Annotated in this window: 16 protein-coding genes and 1 pseudogene; 6 read left to right on the top strand and 11 right to left on the bottom strand. The window is 68.7% G+C overall.

Annotated features, from left to right (window positions below; translation table 11 throughout):
• Positions 1 to 110: 110 nt before the first annotated feature.
• Positions 111 to 2,279, bottom strand: a complete 2,169-nt coding sequence (locus KF903_RS06210) for a hypothetical protein (RefSeq protein WP_291212493.1) — start codon at positions 2,277 to 2,279, stop codon at positions 111 to 113.
• 144 nt (positions 2,280 to 2,423) lie between these two features.
• On the opposite strand from KF903_RS06210, the gene KF903_RS06205 reads away from it, so the two are divergent.
• Both KF903_RS06205 and KF903_RS06200 read left to right on the top strand, forming a co-directional pair.
• Positions 2,424 to 3,953, top strand: a complete 1,530-nt coding sequence (locus KF903_RS06205; protein WP_291212490.1) for a DUF3887 domain-containing protein — start codon at positions 2,424 to 2,426, stop codon at positions 3,951 to 3,953.
• Positions 3,950 to 4,519 carry a M15 family metallopeptidase gene (locus KF903_RS06200; RefSeq protein ID WP_291212487.1) on the top strand — a complete coding sequence of 190 codons (570 nt, stop codon included), beginning with the start codon at positions 3,950 to 3,952 and terminating at the stop codon, positions 4,517 to 4,519. The genes KF903_RS06205 and KF903_RS06200 overlap by 4 nt, the downstream gene beginning before the upstream one ends.
• 37 nt (positions 4,520 to 4,556) lie before the next feature.
• Here KF903_RS06200 and KF903_RS06195 read toward each other — a convergent pair whose 3' ends face one another.
• The 8 genes and pseudogenes from KF903_RS06195 to KF903_RS06160 form a co-directional block, all read right to left on the bottom strand.
• On the bottom strand, positions 4,557 to 5,849 hold the full coding sequence (locus tag KF903_RS06195; protein WP_291212484.1) for an adenylosuccinate synthase: 1,293 nt from the start codon (positions 5,847 to 5,849) through the stop codon (positions 4,557 to 4,559).
• Positions 5,850 to 5,935: 86 nt separating this feature from the next.
• Positions 5,936 to 6,070: pseudogene (locus KF903_RS06190) on the bottom strand (adenylosuccinate synthetase); the annotation flags it as partial.
• Positions 6,071 to 6,466: 396 nt separating this feature from the next.
• Positions 6,467 to 7,327, bottom strand: coding sequence for a protease modulator HflC (gene hflC, locus KF903_RS06185; RefSeq protein ID WP_291212482.1), 861 nt, complete (start codon positions 7,325 to 7,327; stop codon positions 6,467 to 6,469).
• The gene (gene hflK / locus KF903_RS06180) at positions 7,327 to 8,382 is read right to left on the bottom strand and encodes an FtsH protease activity modulator HflK (RefSeq protein WP_291212479.1); all 1,056 of its coding nucleotides are present in this window, start codon (positions 8,380 to 8,382) and stop codon (positions 7,327 to 7,329) included. The genes hflC and hflK overlap by 1 nt, the downstream gene beginning before the upstream one ends.
• Positions 8,383 to 8,493: 111 nt before the next feature.
• Positions 8,494 to 9,873: a ribosome rescue GTPase HflX gene (hflX, locus tag KF903_RS06175; RefSeq protein WP_291212636.1), complete on the bottom strand. Its 1,380-nt coding sequence runs from the start codon at positions 9,871 to 9,873 to the stop codon at positions 8,494 to 8,496.
• A gap of 68 nt (positions 9,874 to 9,941) precedes the next feature.
• Positions 9,942 to 10,214, bottom strand: coding sequence for an RNA chaperone Hfq (hfq, locus tag KF903_RS06170; protein ID WP_291212477.1), 273 nt, complete (start codon positions 10,212 to 10,214; stop codon positions 9,942 to 9,944).
• A gap of 167 nt (positions 10,215 to 10,381) precedes the next feature.
• The gene (gene miaA, locus KF903_RS06165) at positions 10,382 to 11,311 is read right to left on the bottom strand and encodes a tRNA (adenosine(37)-N6)-dimethylallyltransferase MiaA (protein ID WP_291212475.1); all 930 of its coding nucleotides are present in this window, start codon (positions 11,309 to 11,311) and stop codon (positions 10,382 to 10,384) included.
• 80 nt (positions 11,312 to 11,391) lie between these two features.
• Complete coding sequence (locus KF903_RS06160) at positions 11,392 to 11,901, bottom strand: response regulator (protein ID WP_291212473.1); 510 nt, start codon at positions 11,899 to 11,901, stop codon at positions 11,392 to 11,394.
• 177 nt (positions 11,902 to 12,078) lie between these two features.
• On the opposite strand from KF903_RS06160, the gene tdh reads away from it, so the two are divergent.
• The 4 genes from tdh to KF903_RS06140 all read left to right on the top strand — a co-directional run bounded on the left by tdh (position 12,079) and on the right by KF903_RS06140 (position 15,862).
• A complete protein-coding gene (tdh, locus tag KF903_RS06155) occupies positions 12,079 to 13,101 on the top strand; it encodes an L-threonine 3-dehydrogenase (RefSeq protein WP_291212470.1) in 1,023 nt (340 codons plus the stop codon).
• Between the two features lie 43 nt (positions 13,102 to 13,144).
• Positions 13,145 to 14,494: a tRNA lysidine(34) synthetase TilS gene (tilS, locus tag KF903_RS06150; protein WP_291212467.1), complete on the top strand. Its 1,350-nt coding sequence runs from the start codon at positions 13,145 to 13,147 to the stop codon at positions 14,492 to 14,494.
• A 33-nt stretch (positions 14,495 to 14,527) separates the two neighbouring features.
• Positions 14,528 to 14,788, top strand: coding sequence for an exodeoxyribonuclease VII small subunit (locus KF903_RS06145; RefSeq protein ID WP_291212465.1), 261 nt, complete (start codon positions 14,528 to 14,530; stop codon positions 14,786 to 14,788).
• A gap of 189 nt (positions 14,789 to 14,977) precedes the next feature.
• Positions 14,978 to 15,862, top strand: a complete 885-nt coding sequence (locus tag KF903_RS06140; RefSeq protein WP_291212632.1) for a farnesyl diphosphate synthase — start codon at positions 14,978 to 14,980, stop codon at positions 15,860 to 15,862.
• 7 nt (positions 15,863 to 15,869) lie between these two features.
• On the opposite strand, the gene KF903_RS06135 is transcribed toward KF903_RS06140, so the two are convergent.
• The gene (locus tag KF903_RS06135) at positions 15,870 to 16,286 is read right to left on the bottom strand and encodes a DUF4870 domain-containing protein (protein ID WP_291212463.1); all 417 of its coding nucleotides are present in this window, start codon (positions 16,284 to 16,286) and stop codon (positions 15,870 to 15,872) included.
• A 76-nt stretch (positions 16,287 to 16,362) separates the two neighbouring features.
• Entirely contained in the window at positions 16,363 to 17,718 is a 1,356-nt protein-coding gene (gene pmbA / locus KF903_RS06130) for a metalloprotease PmbA (protein WP_291212460.1), read from the bottom strand.
• Positions 17,719 to 17,729: the final 11 nt, after the last annotated feature.

Here is a 17,729-nt window from a genome sequence, read left to right as displayed (position 1 = left end):
AATACTGCACATGGCTGGCGAAAGAAAGCCGACTACGCCCCCGTTTTCGCCCCGCATCGCTTTTGCCATCGGATGCGTGGCACAGCAAGAATTGCGGGCCTCGCACACGCTCAAGGCGAATCGAAGGTGCCCAGGAAGATGCGGTCGGTCGCATCCAGCTGCATGCGCCACAGCGCGGGCTGCGACGCAAGCGCCACATGCCAGGACGACGTACCCGTCGGGACTGCAGCCGGTGCCGCGAGCGGTGCCATCGACCACAACTCGCCCAACGGGTCGCTCGCAGCCAGCACACTGCCGTCGTTGCCGGCCACAAGCTCGAGGCGATTGTCCGCGGCCGCCAACAGGCTGCCTTCGCCGCCTTGCAGCACCGTCAGGGCACTCAAGGGGGAAGCCAGCGAGAACGCACGCAGGTACGCTTGTGTCGCGGCGTCGTAGAACGTGACCGCACCATTGGTCTGCCACGTCACGAATTCGGGGCCCGCGACCCCGTCGGCGATGTAGGCGGCGCCAGTGTTGGTGGCGGGAATGACCCAGTCGAGCAGCAGCGTCTGGCTGTTGTACGCGCGCAGGCTCCCGGGCAGTACCGCCACAAGCTCGCTGGCCGCCCCCGCAGTCTGGGGCGGAATCACCAGGACATCGTTGATGTCACTGAAACCGCTGCCCATTGCAATCGATTCCCACAGGATCTGCTCACTGGTGCCCGATACGACGAACAACTTGGCACCGGAAGTAGCGGTGGTCGAAGGCGCCGTCGCGAAGACGAAATCGTCGACGCCGTCATGATCGAAGTCCAACATGCCAATACCGGTGATAGCACGGTCCGGAATCGACGGCGTCTGGTAGTGACCTATCTGCCGGATAACATGCTTGTCGACGCCGTCAATTACCACGGCCTTGCCGTAGTAGGTTCCTGACCCGGCAAGCACGATGTTCATGCCCGGTGCATTCGCTCGCGGTACCAACTTGATGCGCCGCACCAACATGTAAAACGGGTCATCGGCATTGGGGGCGGGGGGTGGGCTTTGCCACTTCCTCTGTCCGGTCACGAAGTCGTAGACGGACACCCCCAAGTTGTATTGACTACCGCCAGTGGCGGCGACGATTTCATCCGCGCCGTCGCCGTCCACATCGCCGACCGCGGTAACCCGATACGGCCCGCCAACCGATTCGAACTGCCAGACCGTCCCGCCGGTCGCGGCGCTGGCGAGCGTGAACAAGCCGCCATCCGTAGCGGTAGAAGCAGACAGGAAGCCGATCTGTGGATTGTTGCCTCCCAGCAGGTTCGCAATGGCGATCGCTCGTACCGAGAATCCGTCGTAGGGTATGCTGAAACGTTCCTGATGCGTTGCCGGATTGATGATGTGGACTTTGCCCCACTGACTATCCCCATACAGGATCGAATCGATACCGGCGCCATCCAGATCACCGGTCGCTATCGCACCGATGTCGGATTGGGTCGCGTAATCCCACAGTCGCGACCACGGACTCGAACCAAAAATGGAGAACCAGTACCAGCCCTTGGCACCCACCCATTGCGTCATGCCACCGGCAGTGAATACACCCGTCGCGAGGCGCTGACCGAAGCCGTCGGCGTAGCTCCACTCCGTGGCGCGGGTCGCGCCATCGAGAACGATGCCGACATTCGACCCGGTAATGACGATTTCAAGTGCTGGATCAGCGTCGAGTTGCGCCAACGCGATATCGCTGCCAGTCGTTATTGCATGGCTCCACAACGCAGCGCCGCTGGCCATCGAATAAACATGGACGCCGTTCTGTGTCAGCACCAGCAGTTCATCGTTGCCATCCGCGTCCACATCGCCAATGGCAGCTGCGACCGCCGCACCCGCCACCGCGAACCTGTACTCCTCGGCCAATGGCCAACCCGAGAAAACGAGCGCCGTGCCATCCCGAGTCACCGCGACGAGCTTGGCCCCGGCCCCCTGCTCCCAGGCAAGGATCGTCGCATAAGGGGCATACCCGGGCTGCCCGCTCGTTCCCGTGATGATCAATGACTGCTTGATTCCGGGCACGCCGGAACCGTCATCCCCGACCACATAGAGCAGGGGGTCGCCGGAAGCCGCGCCGAACACCATCTCGTCGGCGCCATCCTGATCGAAATCCGCCTTGGCAATCCCTCCCGACCCGGCGCCTTGAAAGTAGTCGGTGATGCGCCCCAGTGGCCGGAACTCGGGTCCGGCCGGCGGCGCGGCGAATGCGCTGAAGCAGAAGCCAGCAATCGCGGCAACGATCAATTGCGCGACCAACGATCGAATCCTCATGGTTGGTCCTTAGCCAAGAGTCGACACGATTCTACTGGATCAGCCGCAAGGCGCCAGCAGCCGCGTGCAAGCCTTCGATGACGGTACCCAAACCATTTCGTGCGACCTCGCTTCGGCAGCGACCGCGGAAGTTTCCTCGAGCAAGTGGCGCACAGTCCGGTGCTGATGGTCCGACTCACCATGTACTTACCCGGCTTCGGCGGCTCGCGCGTGATGATGATCGCCGGCACGCCACACGCCATCGTGCTAGCTTGCGCGGGCCGCCGAGCCCGAGATCCGCCGATGAAAGCCAGCGCCCTGCTCTCCACCTGCCTGCTCGTCGTGGGCCCGCCCGCACTTGCCGTGAAGCCGCCATCCGCGACTCCGGCAAGCCGACCGGCTGCAATGACGGCACCCGCGGACATCGACGTCGATGCACTCGCGCGCGCCAAGGACGCAAAGCCCGGCAGCACAGCGACGCCTGCCGCGACGAGCGCCGAGCCGAGCCCGGCGGCACCGCCCGCCGACGACAAGCAAGCCGCGCCGCCCGAGGCCGCTGCACCAGTGCCGGCCGGCAATACTCAAGCCGCGACCAACATGAGCGCCGCGGAGTCCGGCACGACATCGCAAGCTGCCAGCAGCGCGCAGGCCACCGACGCGGTTCGACCCGTCGAAGCAGCCGGGCCCGCTGCGGCAAGACGCGTGACCAACGCAGCGCAAGCCGCCGACACACCACAATCCGCGGCAGCAACACCGCCGGCAACCGAAGCCTCACCGCCCGCCGCAGCAGCGCCAGCCGCAGCCCCCAACCCTGCATCCGACGACGCGCCCGTCGCCACCGAAGCAAGTGCGGCTGCAACCGCCGACGTGACACGAGAGCCGACGGCGGCAGCGCAGCCCGCCCCCCAGGACATCGACGGCGATGCGCTCGCGCGCGCCAAGGACGCCAAACCGACCGCGACACCGACCGCAGCCGCACCGACGGCACAAGCGCCCGCGCCGACGCCCGCCCAGGCACCCGCCGAGAAGCAGGACGCAGCACCTGCCAGCAGCGCCGCACCAGCAGCCGAAGCGACGCACGGAACCGCCTCCGATATTCCAGCGCCCGCATCCACCGCAGTCGAACCCGCAGCGGCTGCGACTCACGACGCTGCAGCGGATGCACCGGCACCAGCCTCCGCCGTGCCCGCCGCAGTCGAGCCCACAGCCGACACGACGCATGAGGCCGCTGCCGACGCACCGGCCGCCGCGCCGACCGCTGGCAGCGAAGCCGGCGCATCTGCACCGGACACGGTCGAGCCTGCGCCCGCGGCGCCGACGACGAATGCGCAAGCGATTGCGCCGGAGAGTGCCGACGACGCGGCGCGGTCACTCGTCAAGAGCTGCGAGGCGCGCGCCACCGCCCTGCTCGATGCGGCACAGAAGGGTGATTTCACCGCCGCCACGCGCGACTTCGACGCCACCATGCGCAGCGCGCTGCCGGTGCCGAAGTTCCGCGCGGCCTGGGAATCGCTGGCGCAGTTCGGCACGCTGCAGGCGCGCGGCCAGAGCCATGCCGCCGACGTCCAAGGCTACATCGCGATCACGATCCCGCTGCTGTTCGACAAGGGCAACCTCTATGCGCAGGTGGCCTGCGGCAGCGACGGCCGCATCGCCGGCTTCTACATCAAACCGATCGACGCCGCCGCGCAATGACGTCCGATTCAGCCCCGCAGCGCTGCGATGCGCGCGAACGCGCCGTCATCGTGCAGCAGGCCATCGCGCTGGGCGTACCCGCCGACTATGGACGTCGGCGCGGCCTGCGTCTCGTGCGCGAACCCGCGATGCTGGCCTCGATAGGAACCGACGTTCATGGCCGCGAGCAGTGGCTGCTGCCGCGCGCCGCGCGCGCCTGGCGGCGCATGCGGGCGGCGGCGCAGGACGATGGCATCGACCTGCAGCCGGTGTCGGCGTTCCGCTCGGCGCGCTACCAGCTCGGCATCATCGCGCGCAAGCGCGAGCGCGGCATCGAGATCGAGGACATCCTCGCCGTGAGCGCGGCGCCGGGCTACAGCGAACACCACAGCGGGCGCGCCATCGACCTCACCACGCCAGGTTGTGCCGCGCTCGAGCAGGAATTCGAACACTCGGCCGCATTCGCGTGGCTGCAACGCCACGCCGCACGCTTCGGGTTCGCGTTGTCCTACCCGCGCGGCAATCGCCACGGCATCAGCTACGAACCGTGGCACTGGTGCTGGCACGCGCGGCGCAGCTCAGGCTGAGGCGCGCCGACAGCGACCGCGCTGTGGCGGCGCGGCTTCAGGCGAACGGATCGCGCAGCACGATGTTGGCGTCGCGGTCGGGCCCGGTTGAGACGATCGCGAGCGGGCAACCGGCCAGCTCCTCGAGCGCGCGCAGGTAGGCACGCGCAGCCGCCGGCAGGCGATCCCACTGCGTGATGCCGTGGGTCGACTCGCTCCAGCCCGGGAACTCGAGGTACACCGGCGTGCACTCCTGCCAACCGCCCGCATCGAGCGGCGCGTACTCGGTGCGCTTGCCGCGGTATTCGTAGGCAATGCAGATCTTGAGCTTGTCCATGCCGTCGAGCACGTCGAGCTTGGTGATGCACAGGCCGCTGATGCCATTGATCGCCACCGCGCGCTTGAGCGCGACGATGTCCATCCAGCCGCAGCGGCGCGGCCGACCGGTGGAGGCGCCATATTCCTGGCCACGGTCGCGCAGGCCCTGCCCCACCGCGTCGTCGAGCTCGGTCGGGAACGGCCCACCGCCGACGCGCGTCGCGTAGGCTTTGGCAATGCCGAGCACGTAGTCGATCGCGTCGGCGCCGACGCCGGCGCCAGCCAGCGCGCCGCCGATCGTCGTGTTGGACGAGGTCACATAGGGATAGGTACCGTGGTCGATGTCGAGCAGCGCGCCCTGCGCGCCCTCGAACAGCACGCGCCGCCCCTGCCGGCGCAACTCGTGCAGGATGCCGGCCACGTCCGACTTCATCGGCTGCACATACTCGCCAAACGCCAGCGCTTCGTCGTAGGTGCGCTGGAAGTCGATCGGCTCGGCGCCGAGGTATTTTTCCAGCACGAAGTTGTGGTAATCGAGCGCGCTGTGCAACAGCTCGGCGAGCTGCTGCGGATAATGCAGGTCGGCGATGCGGATGCCGCGTCGCGCCACCTTGTCCTCGTAGGCGGGACCGATGCCGCGGCCGGTGGTGCCGATGGCCTTGCCGCCGGCGGCCTTCTCGCGCGCCTGATCGAGCGCGATGTGGTAGGGCATGATCAGCGGCGCCGCCGGACTGATCTTCAGGCGCGAGCGCACTTCGACGCCGCTGCCCTCGAGCTCCTCGATTTCCTTGCGCAACGCCGCCGGCGACAGCACCACGCCGTTGCCGATCAGGCACAGTGCGTCGGCGCGCAGGATGCCCGACGGAATCAGGTGCAGCACGGTCTTGTTGCCGTGGATGACGAGCGTATGGCCTGCGTTGTGGCCGCCCTGGAAGCGCACCACCGCACCGATGTCCTGCGTGAGCAGGTCGACGATCTTGCCCTTGCCTTCGTCGCCCCACTGCGCACCCAGCACCACTACCGATTGACCCATGACCTTTCCACTCCGATCCAGTGCCCCACCCGTGGGGCGACGTCGGTGACCAGCCTCGCGTTCCTCGCTCGTCAGGTCACCCGGCCTACGAGCATATGGCCTGCGTTGTGGCCGCCCTGGAAGCGCACCACCGCACCGATGTCCTGCGTGAGCAGGTCGACGATCTTGCCCTTGCCTTCGTCGCCCCACTGCGCACCCAGCACCACTACCGATTGACCCATGACCTTTCCACTCCGATCCAGTGCCCCACCCGTGGGGCGACGTCGGTGACCAGCCTCGCGTTCCTCGCTCGTCAGGTCACCCGGCCTACGGCTTCCTGCCTCCGGCGTTCGCCGGCGCGCAATGCGCGATCGCATTGCGCGAAACCCCGGCTCACCCCCACTGCGCACCCAGCACCACTACCGATTGACCCATGACCTTTCCACTCCGATCCAGTGCCCCACCCGTGGGGCGACGTCGGTGACCAGCCTCGCGTTCCTCGCTCGTCAGGTCACCCGGCCTGCGGCGCCCATCGGGTGACGGGACGCAGACAAGACAAAAGCCGGCAAGGCACAGGGCCTCGACCGGCTTTGCTGGATTATGCGGCTTTTGCCCGACTCAGGCCAGCACGCAGCGGCTCACTTGCTGTCCTGCAGGTAGTGCAGGAACTCCGACCTGGGATCGAGCACGAAGGTGCCGTTGCCGGCGTCGAACACGTCGCGGTAGGCCTCGAGGCTGCGGTAGAAGCCGTAGAACTCCGGGTTGCGACCGTAAGCGGCGGCGTAGGTCTGCGCTGCTGTCGCATCGCCCTCGCCGCGCGTCTTCTCGGCGTCACGCGAGGCCTCGGCGCGGATCACCTGCACCTGGCGCTGCGCATCGGCACGGATCGTGCGCGCCGATTCCTCGCCTTCGGCGCGCAACTGCGAGGCGACCTTCTTGCGCTCGGCCTTCATGCGCTCGTAGACCGAGCCGATCACGGTGCCGTCCTCGGGCAGGTCGATGCGCTTGATGCGCAGGTCGACGATCTCGATGCCCAGCTCCTGGGTGGCCTTGTTGGCGTCGGCCACCAGTTCCTTGGTCAGGTCGACGCGACCGCCGGCGACCAGTTCCTGCAGGGTGCGCGTGTTGACCGCGCGACGCAGGCCTTCCTTGACCTTGGGCGCGATGCGATCGCGCGCCTGCAGTTCGTCGCCGGCTGCCGCCACGTAGTAGCGCGCGGCATCGACGATGTGCCACTTGACGAAGAAGTCGATGGTGACGTCCTTCTTCTCGGCGGTGAGCGAGCGTTCGGGTTGCGAGTCGAACGACAGCAGGCGCTTGTCGAAGCGCTTGGGCTGCTGCATGAATGGGATGCGCCAGTGCAGGCCAGGCGTGATGTCGGTACGCACGATGCGGCCGAACTGCAACAGGATCGCGGTCTGCGCCTCCGACACGACGTAGGCCGAGCTGGCGACGATGAACAGCGCGATCGCGGCGATCGCGAGCAGTACGGTACGCATCAGTTGCCTGCCTTGCCGGATTCGGGCGTGACCACGGTGGTGCCGAGCGTGGTGGCATGCGGTGGCGGTGCCTGCAGCGGCGGCGGCAGGTTGAGCAGATTCTTGCCGCCGGTGCCGTCGATGATCTTGGGCGTCTTGCGCAGCACGTCCTGCATGGTCTCGATGTAGAGGCGCTTGCGCGTGATCTCGGGCGCGGCACGATACTGCGCCTCAACGAGGCTGAAGCGCTGCGCATCACCCTGCGCGCGCGCGATGCGCTCGCTCTTGTCGCCCTCGGCACGCGCACGGATCTCGGCGGCTTCGCCGCGCGCCTCGGGCACGATGCGACTGGCTTCGGCGCGCGCGTCTTCCTCCAGGCGCGACTTGTCCTGCAGCGCGCGGCTGGCGTCGTCGAAGGCATCCTTGACCTCGGCCGGCGGGCGCACGTTCTGGATGTTGAGATCGATCAGCACCAGGCCGGTCTGGTATTGCTCGAGCGTTCGCTGCAGCACCTCGCGCGCCTTGGCCACCAGCTCGTTGCGCTGGCCGGTCAGGATCGAATCCATGTCGTTGCTGCCGACCACCGAGCGCACCGCGCTCTCGGCGGCCTGGCCGAGCGTTTCGTTGGGATCCTTGACGTCGAACAGGAAGCGTCTGGCGTTGTCGATCCGATACTGCACGTAGAAGTCGACCAGTACGATGTTCTCGTCGCGCGTGAGCATGCGCACCTGGTCGCTGGTCTGCAGCGTCTTGCCGGTGTTGACCATGGTGACGGTCTCGATCGGCCGCGGGAACTTGAAGCTCAGGCCCGGCGGTGCCAGCCGTGCCATGCGGCCGAAGCGCAGCACCACGCCGGTATCGCCGGCATTGACACGCACGACGCTGTCGAAGGCCACCCATGCCAGCACGATTCCGAGGATGGCAATGCCAATGCCGCCGCCACCGCCACCGAGCACGCGGCGTGCGGCGTCGCGCAGTTTGCGCAACCAGGCGTCGAAATCGGGCGACGGGCCGTCACCGCCCTGATCCTTCCAGGGATCGCGCTGTTTGCCGCTGCCGGGTTCGTTCCAAGCCATCGTTCTGCCTTGTCGCGCGGCGTCGGGCGAGACGATGTCGCCATCCGCTACGCCAGTGGAATCGTCACGGGCCGTGCCGGAAGGCCACGGCCAGCTTGCGTGGGCGCATCCTCAGGATGCAGTCGTCGCGGGATTGTAGGTAGCCCCCTGCACTGCGGCAAGCAAATGCTCGCGCAACCATGATCCGTCACCATCGGGCATGCCGAACAAGGGCTCGACCAGCACGCGGGGCGCATCGATGTGCACATGCCAGCCCTGCTCGCTGACGCGCTCGTGCGCGACCAGGCCCTGCGCATGCAGACGCGCGCGCAGTCGCCCCGCGACCGGTGGCAGCAACAGATCGGCGCATACGCGCTGCGTGCCGAGCCGCGCCGCAATCGCGCGCCGCAGGCCCTCCAGCCCGGCGCCGCTGCGCGCCGACACCCACGCGCGCGGCAACTCGCCGCCGTCGATGTGATCGAGGCGATAGGCGGCCGCTGGCGCGGACGCGGCGCCAGAATGGTCGGCCTGGTCCGCGGCAGCGAGCAGGTCGATCTTGTTGTACACGAGCACCTGCGGCACCTCGGCCGCGCCGATCTCGGCCAGCACGCGCTCCACGTCGGCGATGCGTTCGTCGCGCTCGGGATCGGCCGCATCGACGACGTGCAACAGCAGGTCGGCGTCGCGTGCCTCGGCCAGCGTGGCGCGGAAGGCGGCGACGAGATCGTGAGGCAGCTCGCGAATGAAGCCGACCGTGTCGGCCAGCAGCAGCGGCCCACAGTCCAGACCATCGAGGCGGCGCAAGGTCGGGTCGAGCGTGGCGAACAACTGATCGGCGGCGTAGACCGCGGCACCGGTCAACGTATTGAACAGGGTCGACTTGCCGGCATTGGTGTAGCCGACCAGCGCCACCACCGGCAGCGCATTGCGCTGGCGTGCACGGCGTGCGGTGGCGCGCTGCGTCTCGACCTTGTCGAGGCGCTTTTGCAGCTGTTTGACCCGCTCGCCGAGCAGCCGGCGGTCGAGCTCGAGCTGGGTTTCGCCCGGGCCGCGCAGGCCGATCGAACCACCGCGCTGGCGTTCGAGATGGGTCCAACCGCGCACCAGCCGCGTCGACATGTGCTTGAGCTGGGCCAGTTCCACCTGCAGCTTGCCCTCGTGCGAGCGCGCACGCTGGGCGAAAATGTCGAGAATGAGGCCGGTGCGGTCGACCACGCGGCACTGCGTCAACTGTTCGAGGTTGCGCTCCTGCACCGGGCTGAGCGCATGGTTGACGAGGATGAGGTCGGCATCGAGCGCCTGGCGCTGTTCGCGCAGCTCCTCGGCCTTGCCGCTGCCGACGAAATAACGCGGATTGGCGCGTTCCACGCGCGCCAGCAACTGGCCAGCCACGGTGGCACCGGCCGAGCGCGCCAGCTCGGCGAACTCGTCGAGCGCCTGCGGATCGGCCTGCCCGGGCGCCTGCGGCTGCAGCAGCAGCGCGCGCTCACCTTTTTTTGATCGCTCGAACAGCTCGATTCACCCGTCGGATGGGACAACCCTTGATGCGGCCACCGTGGCGCCGTTTCAAGGCATCCCGCTCAGGCCTCGTCGACGCTCGCCGCTTCGGCCGCGTGACCGGCATGGCCGGCGTCGGCCACTCCCAGCCGCACGTTGCGCGTGGGCACGATCGTCGAGATCGCGTGCTTGTAGACCATCTGGCTGACGGTATTGCGCAGCAACACCACGAACTGGTCGAACGATTCGACGGTCCCCTGCAACTTGATGCCATTGACGAGGTAGATCGACACCGGCACGCGTTCGCGGCGCAGCGCGTTCAAGAATGGATCCTGCAACGATTGCCCCTTGGACATGAGTCTTGTTCTCCAATTGGATGTGTCGCGGAACCGGCCAAATCGCGCGCGCGTCGCACTGCGTGGGGCGTCCCCGGCGCCCTGCACTCCCCGTCGTCGCTCACGCCCGGTTCCAAACTTGCACGGCGATCTTAAGCGTTTGTCCGCACAAAGAGAAATGACCGGCTTCACAACTCGCCGACGGCACCGCGGCAGGGTCCGAGAAAGGCCGCGATGATCGCCGCGGCATGGTCTGGCAGCGCGCTGGCGTCGGGATCGAGCGGCCGTGCATCGAGTTCGCCGCGCAGCCAGGTGAACTGGCGTTTGGCGAACTGGCGCGTCGCGAACACGACGCGCTCGCGGAATGTGGCCAGGTCGCAGGCGCCGGCCAGGTAGGGCCATGCCTGTCGGTAGCCGACCGCCCGCATCGCCGGCAGATCGGCATCCCAGCCCGGCAACGCGCGCAGCCGGCGGGCTTCGTCGACGAGACCTGCCGCCAGCATCGCATCGACCCGCGCCGCAATGCGTGCGTGCAGCAGCCCGCGCGCGGCCGGCAGCAGCGCGAGCTTGAGGATGCGGAACGGTGGCCGTTCGAGCGCGCCATCCTGCAACTGCGACAGTGGCTTGCCGCTGAGCTCGATGACTTCCAGTGCGCGCTGGATGCGCTGCGCATCGTTGGGCCCGATGCGCGCACCAGCCACCGGATCGAGTCGCAGCAGGCGCGCATGCAGCAGCGGCCAGCCCTTGGCCGTTGCCTCGGCGGCGAGCTGTGCGCGCAGTTGTGGATCGGCGTCGGGCAAGCGCGCCAGCCCCTGTGCCAGCGCGCGGAAGTAGAGCCCGGTGCCACCCACCAGCAGCGGCACGCGGCCGGCGGCGCTGATCTCGCGCATGGCGGCCAGCGCGTCGCCGCGAAAATCGGCTGCCGAGTACGCCTGGGTCGGCTCGCGGATGTCGATGAGGCGATGCGGGTGGCGCGCCAACGTCGCCGCGTCGGGCTTGGCCGCGCCGATGTCGAGGCCGCGGTACACGAGCGCCGAATCGACACTGACCAGGTCGAGCGCAAGATGCGTGGCCAACTCGCAGGCGAGGGCCGTCTTGCCGCTCGCGGTCGGCCCCATCAGGAATATCGCCGGTGGCCGTCGATCGCTGCCGCGCATCGCGGCATTGCAACTGCGCCCGGCGGCGCGGTCAAGCCCGCTCAGGCGGTCGAGCGCGCGTCGGCCGCATGCTGGCGGCGGCGCGGCATCAGCGAGATGTCGAGCAGCTTCTCGATGCGCGAGAACACCTCGGCACGCGAAAACGGCTTCTTCATGAAGTCGTCGGCACCGATGCGCTGCGCATAGAACTGCTCGGTGGCCTGCTCGTTGCCGCTCATCATGATGACCGGCACGTCGCGCGTGGCGGCATTGCGGCGCAACTGGCGCAGCGCCGCGAAACCATTGATGCCGGGCAGGATGATGTCGAGGAAGATGAGATCGGGCGGGTCGGCAGTCGCCACTTCGACGCCCTTTTCGCCATTGAGCGCCTCGACCACCTCGTAGCCGTTCTGTTCGAGCATGCGCCGCAGCGTGGCGACGATCGTGGTCGAATCGTCGACCACGAGCACGCGCATGCCGCTGCGTGCGTTCACGCGCTGGTGCTGGCGACGCGCACCGTCGAAGCTGGCCGCCGACTTGCCCGCAAACAATCGCTTCAGGAACCCGAACATCCAGCTACTCCCCTGCCGTGCCCCTCGCCGGCGCCCGCTAGTGTCCCGCGTGACCGGACCACATACAAGCGCCGGCACGCGATTGGGCGCACCGCGGGCGGGCCGACGCGGCCAGCGGCGGGCCTGCGACGTATACTTGCGCCCCCACCCGGACCGAAGCCCGCCATGCCGCAGATGATGAAAGCCCTGGTCAAGCGCGAAGCCGCGCGCGGGATCTGGATGGAACAGGTGCCGGTGCCGACGATCGGCCCCAATGACGTGCTGGTCAAGCTCGAGAAGACCGCGATCTGCGGCACCGACCTGCATATCTACAAGTGGGACGAATGGTCGCAGCGCGTGATCAAGCCCGGCCTCGTGATCGGCCACGAATTCGTCGGCCGCATCGTCGACATCGGCGCCGGCGTGCGCGGCTACGAGCTGGGCCAGCGTGTGTCGGCCGAGGGACATCTCGTTTGCGGCGTTTGCCGCAACTGCCGCGCCGGCAAGCAGCATCTGTGCCCCCACACGATCGGCATCGGCGTCAACCGCAATGGCGCCTTCGCCGAATACATCGCGATGCCGGCCTCCAACCTGTGGCCTATCCCCGACCAGATTCCGAGCGAACTGGCCGCGTTCTTCGATCCATACGGCAACGCCGCGCACTGCGCGCTCGAATTCGACGTGATCGGCGAGGACGTGCTCATCACCGGCGCCGGCCCGATCGGCATCATCGCCGCCGGCATCTGCAAGCATGTCGGTGCGCGCAACGTGGTCGTGACCGATGTCAACGACTACCGGCTCAAGCTCGCCGCCGACATGGGCGCCACCCGCGTGGTCAACGTGTCGCAGCAGTCGCTCAAGGACGTGGTCAGGGACCTCCACATGGAGGGCTTCGACGTCGCGCTGGAAATGAGCGGCAACCCGCGCGCGTTCGCCGACATGCTCGACGTGATGTACCACGGTGGCAAGGTCGCATTGCTCGGCATCCTGCCCAACGGTGCCGGCATCGACTGGGACAAGGTGATCTTCAAGGGCCTCACGCTGCACGGCATCTACGGTCGGCGCATGTACGAGACCTGGTACAAGATGACGCAGATGGTGCTGACCGGGTTTCCGCTGCAGAAGGTGCTCACCCACCAGATCCACATCGACGATTTCCAGAAGGGCTTCGACCTCATGGATGCAGGCAACTGCGGCAAGGTCGTGTGCTCGTGGAATTGACCGCGCGCGGCCAGCATCGGCGGCTGCCTGCGGATCCGGGCGCGTGACCCTGCGCCTGCGCGAAGTCGTCGACGCAGCCCTGCAGGCACTGGCGCCGGGACCGATCCTCGTCGCCTGCAGCGGCGGACTCGATTCGACCACGCTGCTGCACGCGCTGGCCTGCAGCGACGCCGCTCGTGCGCGCGGCCTGCGCGCCGTGCACATCGACCATGGCATCCACGAGGACAGCGGCCAGTGGGCCCGCCACTGCGAGGCCTTCGCCGGTTCGCTCAAAGTCGAACTCAGCGTGCGCCGGGTCACTGTGACACGCCTGCCCGAGCTCGGCCTCGAGGCCAGTGCGCGGCAGGCGCGCTACGGTGAGATCGAGGCCCTGCTGCGGCCGGGCGAATTCGTCGCGCTGGCCCACCACCGCGACGACCAGACCGAAACCGTGCTGCTCAAGCTGCTGCGCGGCGCCGGTCCGGAAGGTCTGGGCGCGATGCGTCCACTGCGCCCACTCGGACGCGGCTACGCCTGGCGGCCGCTGCTGGCACTGCCGCGCGCGGCGCTGCAGCAGTACGCGATCGTGCATCGCCTCGACTGGCTGGCCGACCCGAGCAACGACGACCGCAACATCGACCGCAACTACCTGCGCCTGCAGGTGCTGCCGCGCATCCTCGCGCGCTGGCCCGAGGCCGGCGCCAGCATTGCGCAGAGCGCCGCCTGGGCGCGCAGTGCGGCGCAGTTCGTCGACGACCACGCGCGGCGCATGCTCGAGCTGCTGCAGGGCCCCGACCCCGCCACGCTGCGCTTTCGCGGCTGGCTCGACCTGCCCGAGGCGCTGCGCGACCCGGTGCTGCGGCTGTGGCTGCGTGGTCTCGACCTGCCGGAGCCGACCCACTACCAGGCCAGCGAACTGCTGCGGCAGGTCAGCGAGGCCGGCGAGGATCGCCAGCCCTGCGTCCGCTGGCCCGGCGTCGAGGTGCGCCGCTACCGCGACCTGCTGTACGCGATGCGCCCGCTGCAGTTGCCGCCGCCCGAGTGGCAGGGCCGCTTCGACGGCGGCGAACTGGCGCTGCCGCTCGACCTCGGCGTGCTGCGTCTGCGCGGCGCCAGCGCGCAGGCGCGCCTGGCCGCGCCGCTGCAGGTGCGCTTCCGCCGCGGCGGCGAGAGCCTGCGCCTGCACGGCAGTGGCCCCAGCCGCGAGCTGCGCGACCTGCTGCAGGAAGCCGGCGTGCCGCCATGGCAGCGTGCGCGCCTGCCGCTGCTGTTCGACGCCGACGACCGCCTGCTCGCGGTCGCCGACATCTACCTCAGCGACACCGCGACGGCCCTGCTGCCGCCGCTGACCGCGGGCATCGAGTGGGACACCGGCGATGCGCCGACGATGCTGCGCCGACCGCGCGCGAATTGATCTTGCCGCGCCGCTGCGTTAGCGTTCGCGCCCATGCCAAAGCAGCCCGCCACGCCGCCGCCCGCCGCCTCGTTCGAACAATCGCTCGACGAACTGGAACAACTGGTCGTGCGGATGGAACAGGGGGAACTCAGCCTCGATGATTCGCTGCAGTCCTTCGAGCGCGGCATCGCGCTCTATCGCGACTGCCAGGGCGCGCTCGACCGCGCCAAGCTGCGCGTCAGCCAGCTTCTCGACCCCGACGCTCCCGGATCGGCGCAGCCGTTCGACGAGGACCTGCGCGATCCGCCATGAGGCTGCCTTGACGGTTGCGCGCGGCAGGTGCCGCGCCGGCGCCCTTGGCGCCGGCGGCCGCTCGGCTTGCGACACCTCCGTCGCCCGTCCACCCCGGCTGCGGCGCCGCCCGTCCTGCGCAAGCCACGCGCTGCCGCCGGCAACCGCCAGCGCCGCCGCGCCCAACACAGGTCTTGGGTCTTGAACGAACTGACACCCGAGCTGCTCGCGCTGTCGGCACGCGCCGACGCCGCGCTCGCGCGCGCCTTGCCGGCCGAAACGCAGCCTCCGCACGCGCTGCATCGCGCGATGCGCTACGCCGTGCTCGGCGGCGGCAAGCGGCTGCGGCCGCTGCTGGTCTATGCCACCGGACTCGCCTTCGGCGCCAGCCTCGACCGGCTCGATTCCAGCGCGGTCGCGGTCGAGGTGATCCACGCCTACTCGCTGGTGCACGACGACCTGCCGGCGATGGACGATGACGAACTGCGGCGCGGCCGACCCACCTGCCACGTCGCGTTCGGCGAGGCGATGGCGATCCTCGCCGGCGATGCGCTGCAGGCGCTCGCGTTCGAGGTGCTCGCGGCCGACACGGCGCTCGCCGCCGACGCGCCCGCCCACCTCGACATGCTGCGCACCTTGGCGGCGGCCTGCGGCTCGCACGGCATGGCCGGCGGTCAGGCGCTCGATCTTGCCGCGGTCGGCCAACGCCTCGACGCGGTCGAGCTCGAGCGCATGCATGCATACAAGACCGGCGCGCTGATCCGCGCCAGCGTGCGCCTGGGCGCGATCGCCGCCGGCCGCCACGACGCCGACACGCTCGCCGCGCTCGACCGCTACGGCCACGCCATCGGCTTGGCGTTCCAGATCCGCGACGACCTGCTCGACATCGAAGGCGCCACCGCCGAGCTCGGCAAGACCGCCGGCAAGGACGTGGCGGCCAACAAACCGACCTACCCGGCCATTCTCGGCGTCGAGGCCTCGCGTCGCGAACTGGCCGCGCTGACCGCCAGCGCGCTCGGCGCGATCGCACCGCTCGCTGCGCGCGCCGGCCACCTGGCCGATCTCGCCCGCTTCGTGGCGCAGCGCGCGAGCTGAGCCGCGCTCACTTCACCAGGCGCAGCGTCCACGGATAGCGATAGGCCGTGCCCTCGTTGGCCTTGATCGCGGCGATGATCGTCAGCACCACCCAACCGACGAACAGCGCGATGCCGAGCGGCCAGGCCAGCAGCAGGCCGATGCCGAAGGTGACGATCGAGAACAGCACGAGCACGCAGCCGATGATGAACACCGTGATGTTGAAATTGAGCGCTTCCTTGGCTTGATCGCCCGCGAACGGCATCGTGTCGCGCTTGATGAGCCACACCACGAGCGGTCCGAGCATGCCGCCGAGGCCGCCGGTGACGAAAGCGGTGAATGACGACAGGTGGCCGAACAGGGCCCAGGTGCGCTCCTCGCTCGATGGCGGTGTCGCCGACTCGGGCGGCGGTGGTGGCGCAGTCAGGTTGTCGAGCTCGCTCATGGATCAACTCCCGCGTGGATGTCGCCCTGCATGGTGCCGCATCCACGCGTGGCGTCAATGGCCTGAGGTCATGGCCTCACTCGCCGGCGATCGTCATGCGCTCGAGCAGCAGCGAGCCGGTGAGGATGTGCGACCGTGGATCGACGTCGCTGCCGACAGCGACGAGGTTGGCGTACATGTCGCGCAGGTTGCCGGCGATGGTGATTTCCTCGACCGGATGCACGATCTCGCCATGCTCGACCCAGAAGCCGCTGGCGCCGCGCGAGTAATCGCCCGTGATCAGCGACACGCCCTGCCCCATCAATTCGGTCACGAGCAGCCCGCTGCCCATGCGCCGCAGCAGCGCGGCGAAGTCATCGGCGCCGGGTTCGACGAGGATGTTCTGCACGCCGCCGGCATTGCCGGTCGACTGCAGGCCGAGCTTGCGCGCCGAATAGCTGCCGAGGATGTAGCGCGCCAGCACGCCGTCCCTGACCAGGTCCGAATCGCGCGTGGCGACGCCATCGTTGTCGAACGCGGTCGAGCCGTGCCCGCGCGGGATGTGTGGCCGCTCGACGATCTGCAGCCACGACGGAAACACGCGCTGGCCGACGTGGTCGACGAGGAAGCTCGCGCGCCGATACAGCGCGCCGCCGCTGACCGCCGACAGGAAATGCCCGATCAGGCTGCGCGCCACCTCCGGCGCGAACAGCACCGGACACTGCCGCGTCGACAGCCGGCGCGCACCGAGCCGCGCCAGCGTGCGCTGCGCCGCCTTGCGTCCGATCGATTCGGCACTGGCGAAATCGCTGGGCCGGCGCACGCTGTCGTACCAGTAGTCGCGCTGCATGCCGGCGTCGTCCTCGGCGATCAGCGCCACCGACAGCGAATGGTGCGTGCCGCGCTCGGTGCCGACGAAACCATCCGAATTGGCGTAGGCCGTGAGCGAGGCGCCAACCTGCACCGCGGCGCCGTCGGAATTGTCGATGCGTGCGTCCACCGCGCGACCGGCCGCCTCGATCTCCACGCCGAGCGCGATCGCCTCCTCGGGCGTGATGTCCCACGGATGCCACAGGTCGAGATCGGGAAACGTCTTTGCCAGCAAGGCCGGATCGGCCAGGCCGCTGGCCGGATCGGGCTCGGTGTAACGCGCGATCGCGCAGGCATGTTCGACGGTCTGCGCGATCGAGCGCGGATCGAGGTCGGCCGTGGTCGCCGATCCCTTGCGCTGGCCAAAGTAGACCGTGACCGACACCGCGCGATCGCGCGTGCGTTCGACCGTCTCCACCTCGCCCAGCCGCACGCCGACCGCCAGGCCCAGGTCGATGCTGGCGGCCGCGTCGGCCGCGCTGGCGCCCTGGCGCCGCGCCTGCGCCACCACGTCCTGCGCGATCTGCGCCAGACGGTCGAGGTCGGCCAAGCTGGTATCTTTGTTTGCGACGATCGAATTCACTGCACTGCCCC

Source organism: Dokdonella sp. (assembly GCF_019634845.1).
Classification (GTDB): Bacteria; Pseudomonadota; Gammaproteobacteria; order Xanthomonadales; family Rhodanobacteraceae; genus Dokdonella_A.
Note: the sequence above shows the minus strand (reverse complement) of the source record. Positions and strands in the feature narration are given on the sequence as shown.

Bases quoted from the DNA above. Each gene is read 5' to 3' on its own strand.
- KF903_RS06210 (WP_291212493.1), bottom strand. From the start codon at position 2,279: ATGAGGATTCGATCGTTGGTCGCGCAATTGATCGTTGCCGCGATTGCT.
- KF903_RS06200 (WP_291212487.1), top strand. From the start codon at position 3,950: ATGACGTCCGATTCAGCCCCGCAGCGCTGCGATGCGCGCGAACGCGCC.
- KF903_RS06195 (WP_291212484.1), bottom strand. From the start codon at position 5,849: ATGGGTCAATCGGTAGTGGTGCTGGGTGCGCAGTGGGGCGACGAAGGC.
- hflC (WP_291212482.1), bottom strand. From the start codon at position 7,327: ATGCGTACCGTACTGCTCGCGATCGCCGCGATCGCGCTGTTCATCGTC.
- hflK (WP_291212479.1), bottom strand. From the start codon at position 8,382: ATGGCTTGGAACGAACCCGGCAGCGGCAAACAGCGCGATCCCTGGAAG.
- hfq (WP_291212477.1), bottom strand. From the start codon at position 10,214: ATGTCCAAGGGGCAATCGTTGCAGGATCCATTCTTGAACGCGCTGCGC.
- miaA (WP_291212475.1), bottom strand. From the start codon at position 11,311: ATGGGGCCGACCGCGAGCGGCAAGACGGCCCTCGCCTGCGAGTTGGCC.
- KF903_RS06160 (WP_291212473.1), bottom strand. From the start codon at position 11,901: ATGTTCGGGTTCCTGAAGCGATTGTTTGCGGGCAAGTCGGCGGCCAGC.
- tdh (WP_291212470.1), top strand. From the start codon at position 12,079: ATGAAAGCCCTGGTCAAGCGCGAAGCCGCGCGCGGGATCTGGATGGAA.
- KF903_RS06145 (WP_291212465.1), top strand. From the start codon at position 14,528: ATGCCAAAGCAGCCCGCCACGCCGCCGCCCGCCGCCTCGTTCGAACAA.
- KF903_RS06135 (WP_291212463.1), bottom strand. From the start codon at position 16,286: ATGAGCGAGCTCGACAACCTGACTGCGCCACCACCGCCGCCCGAGTCG.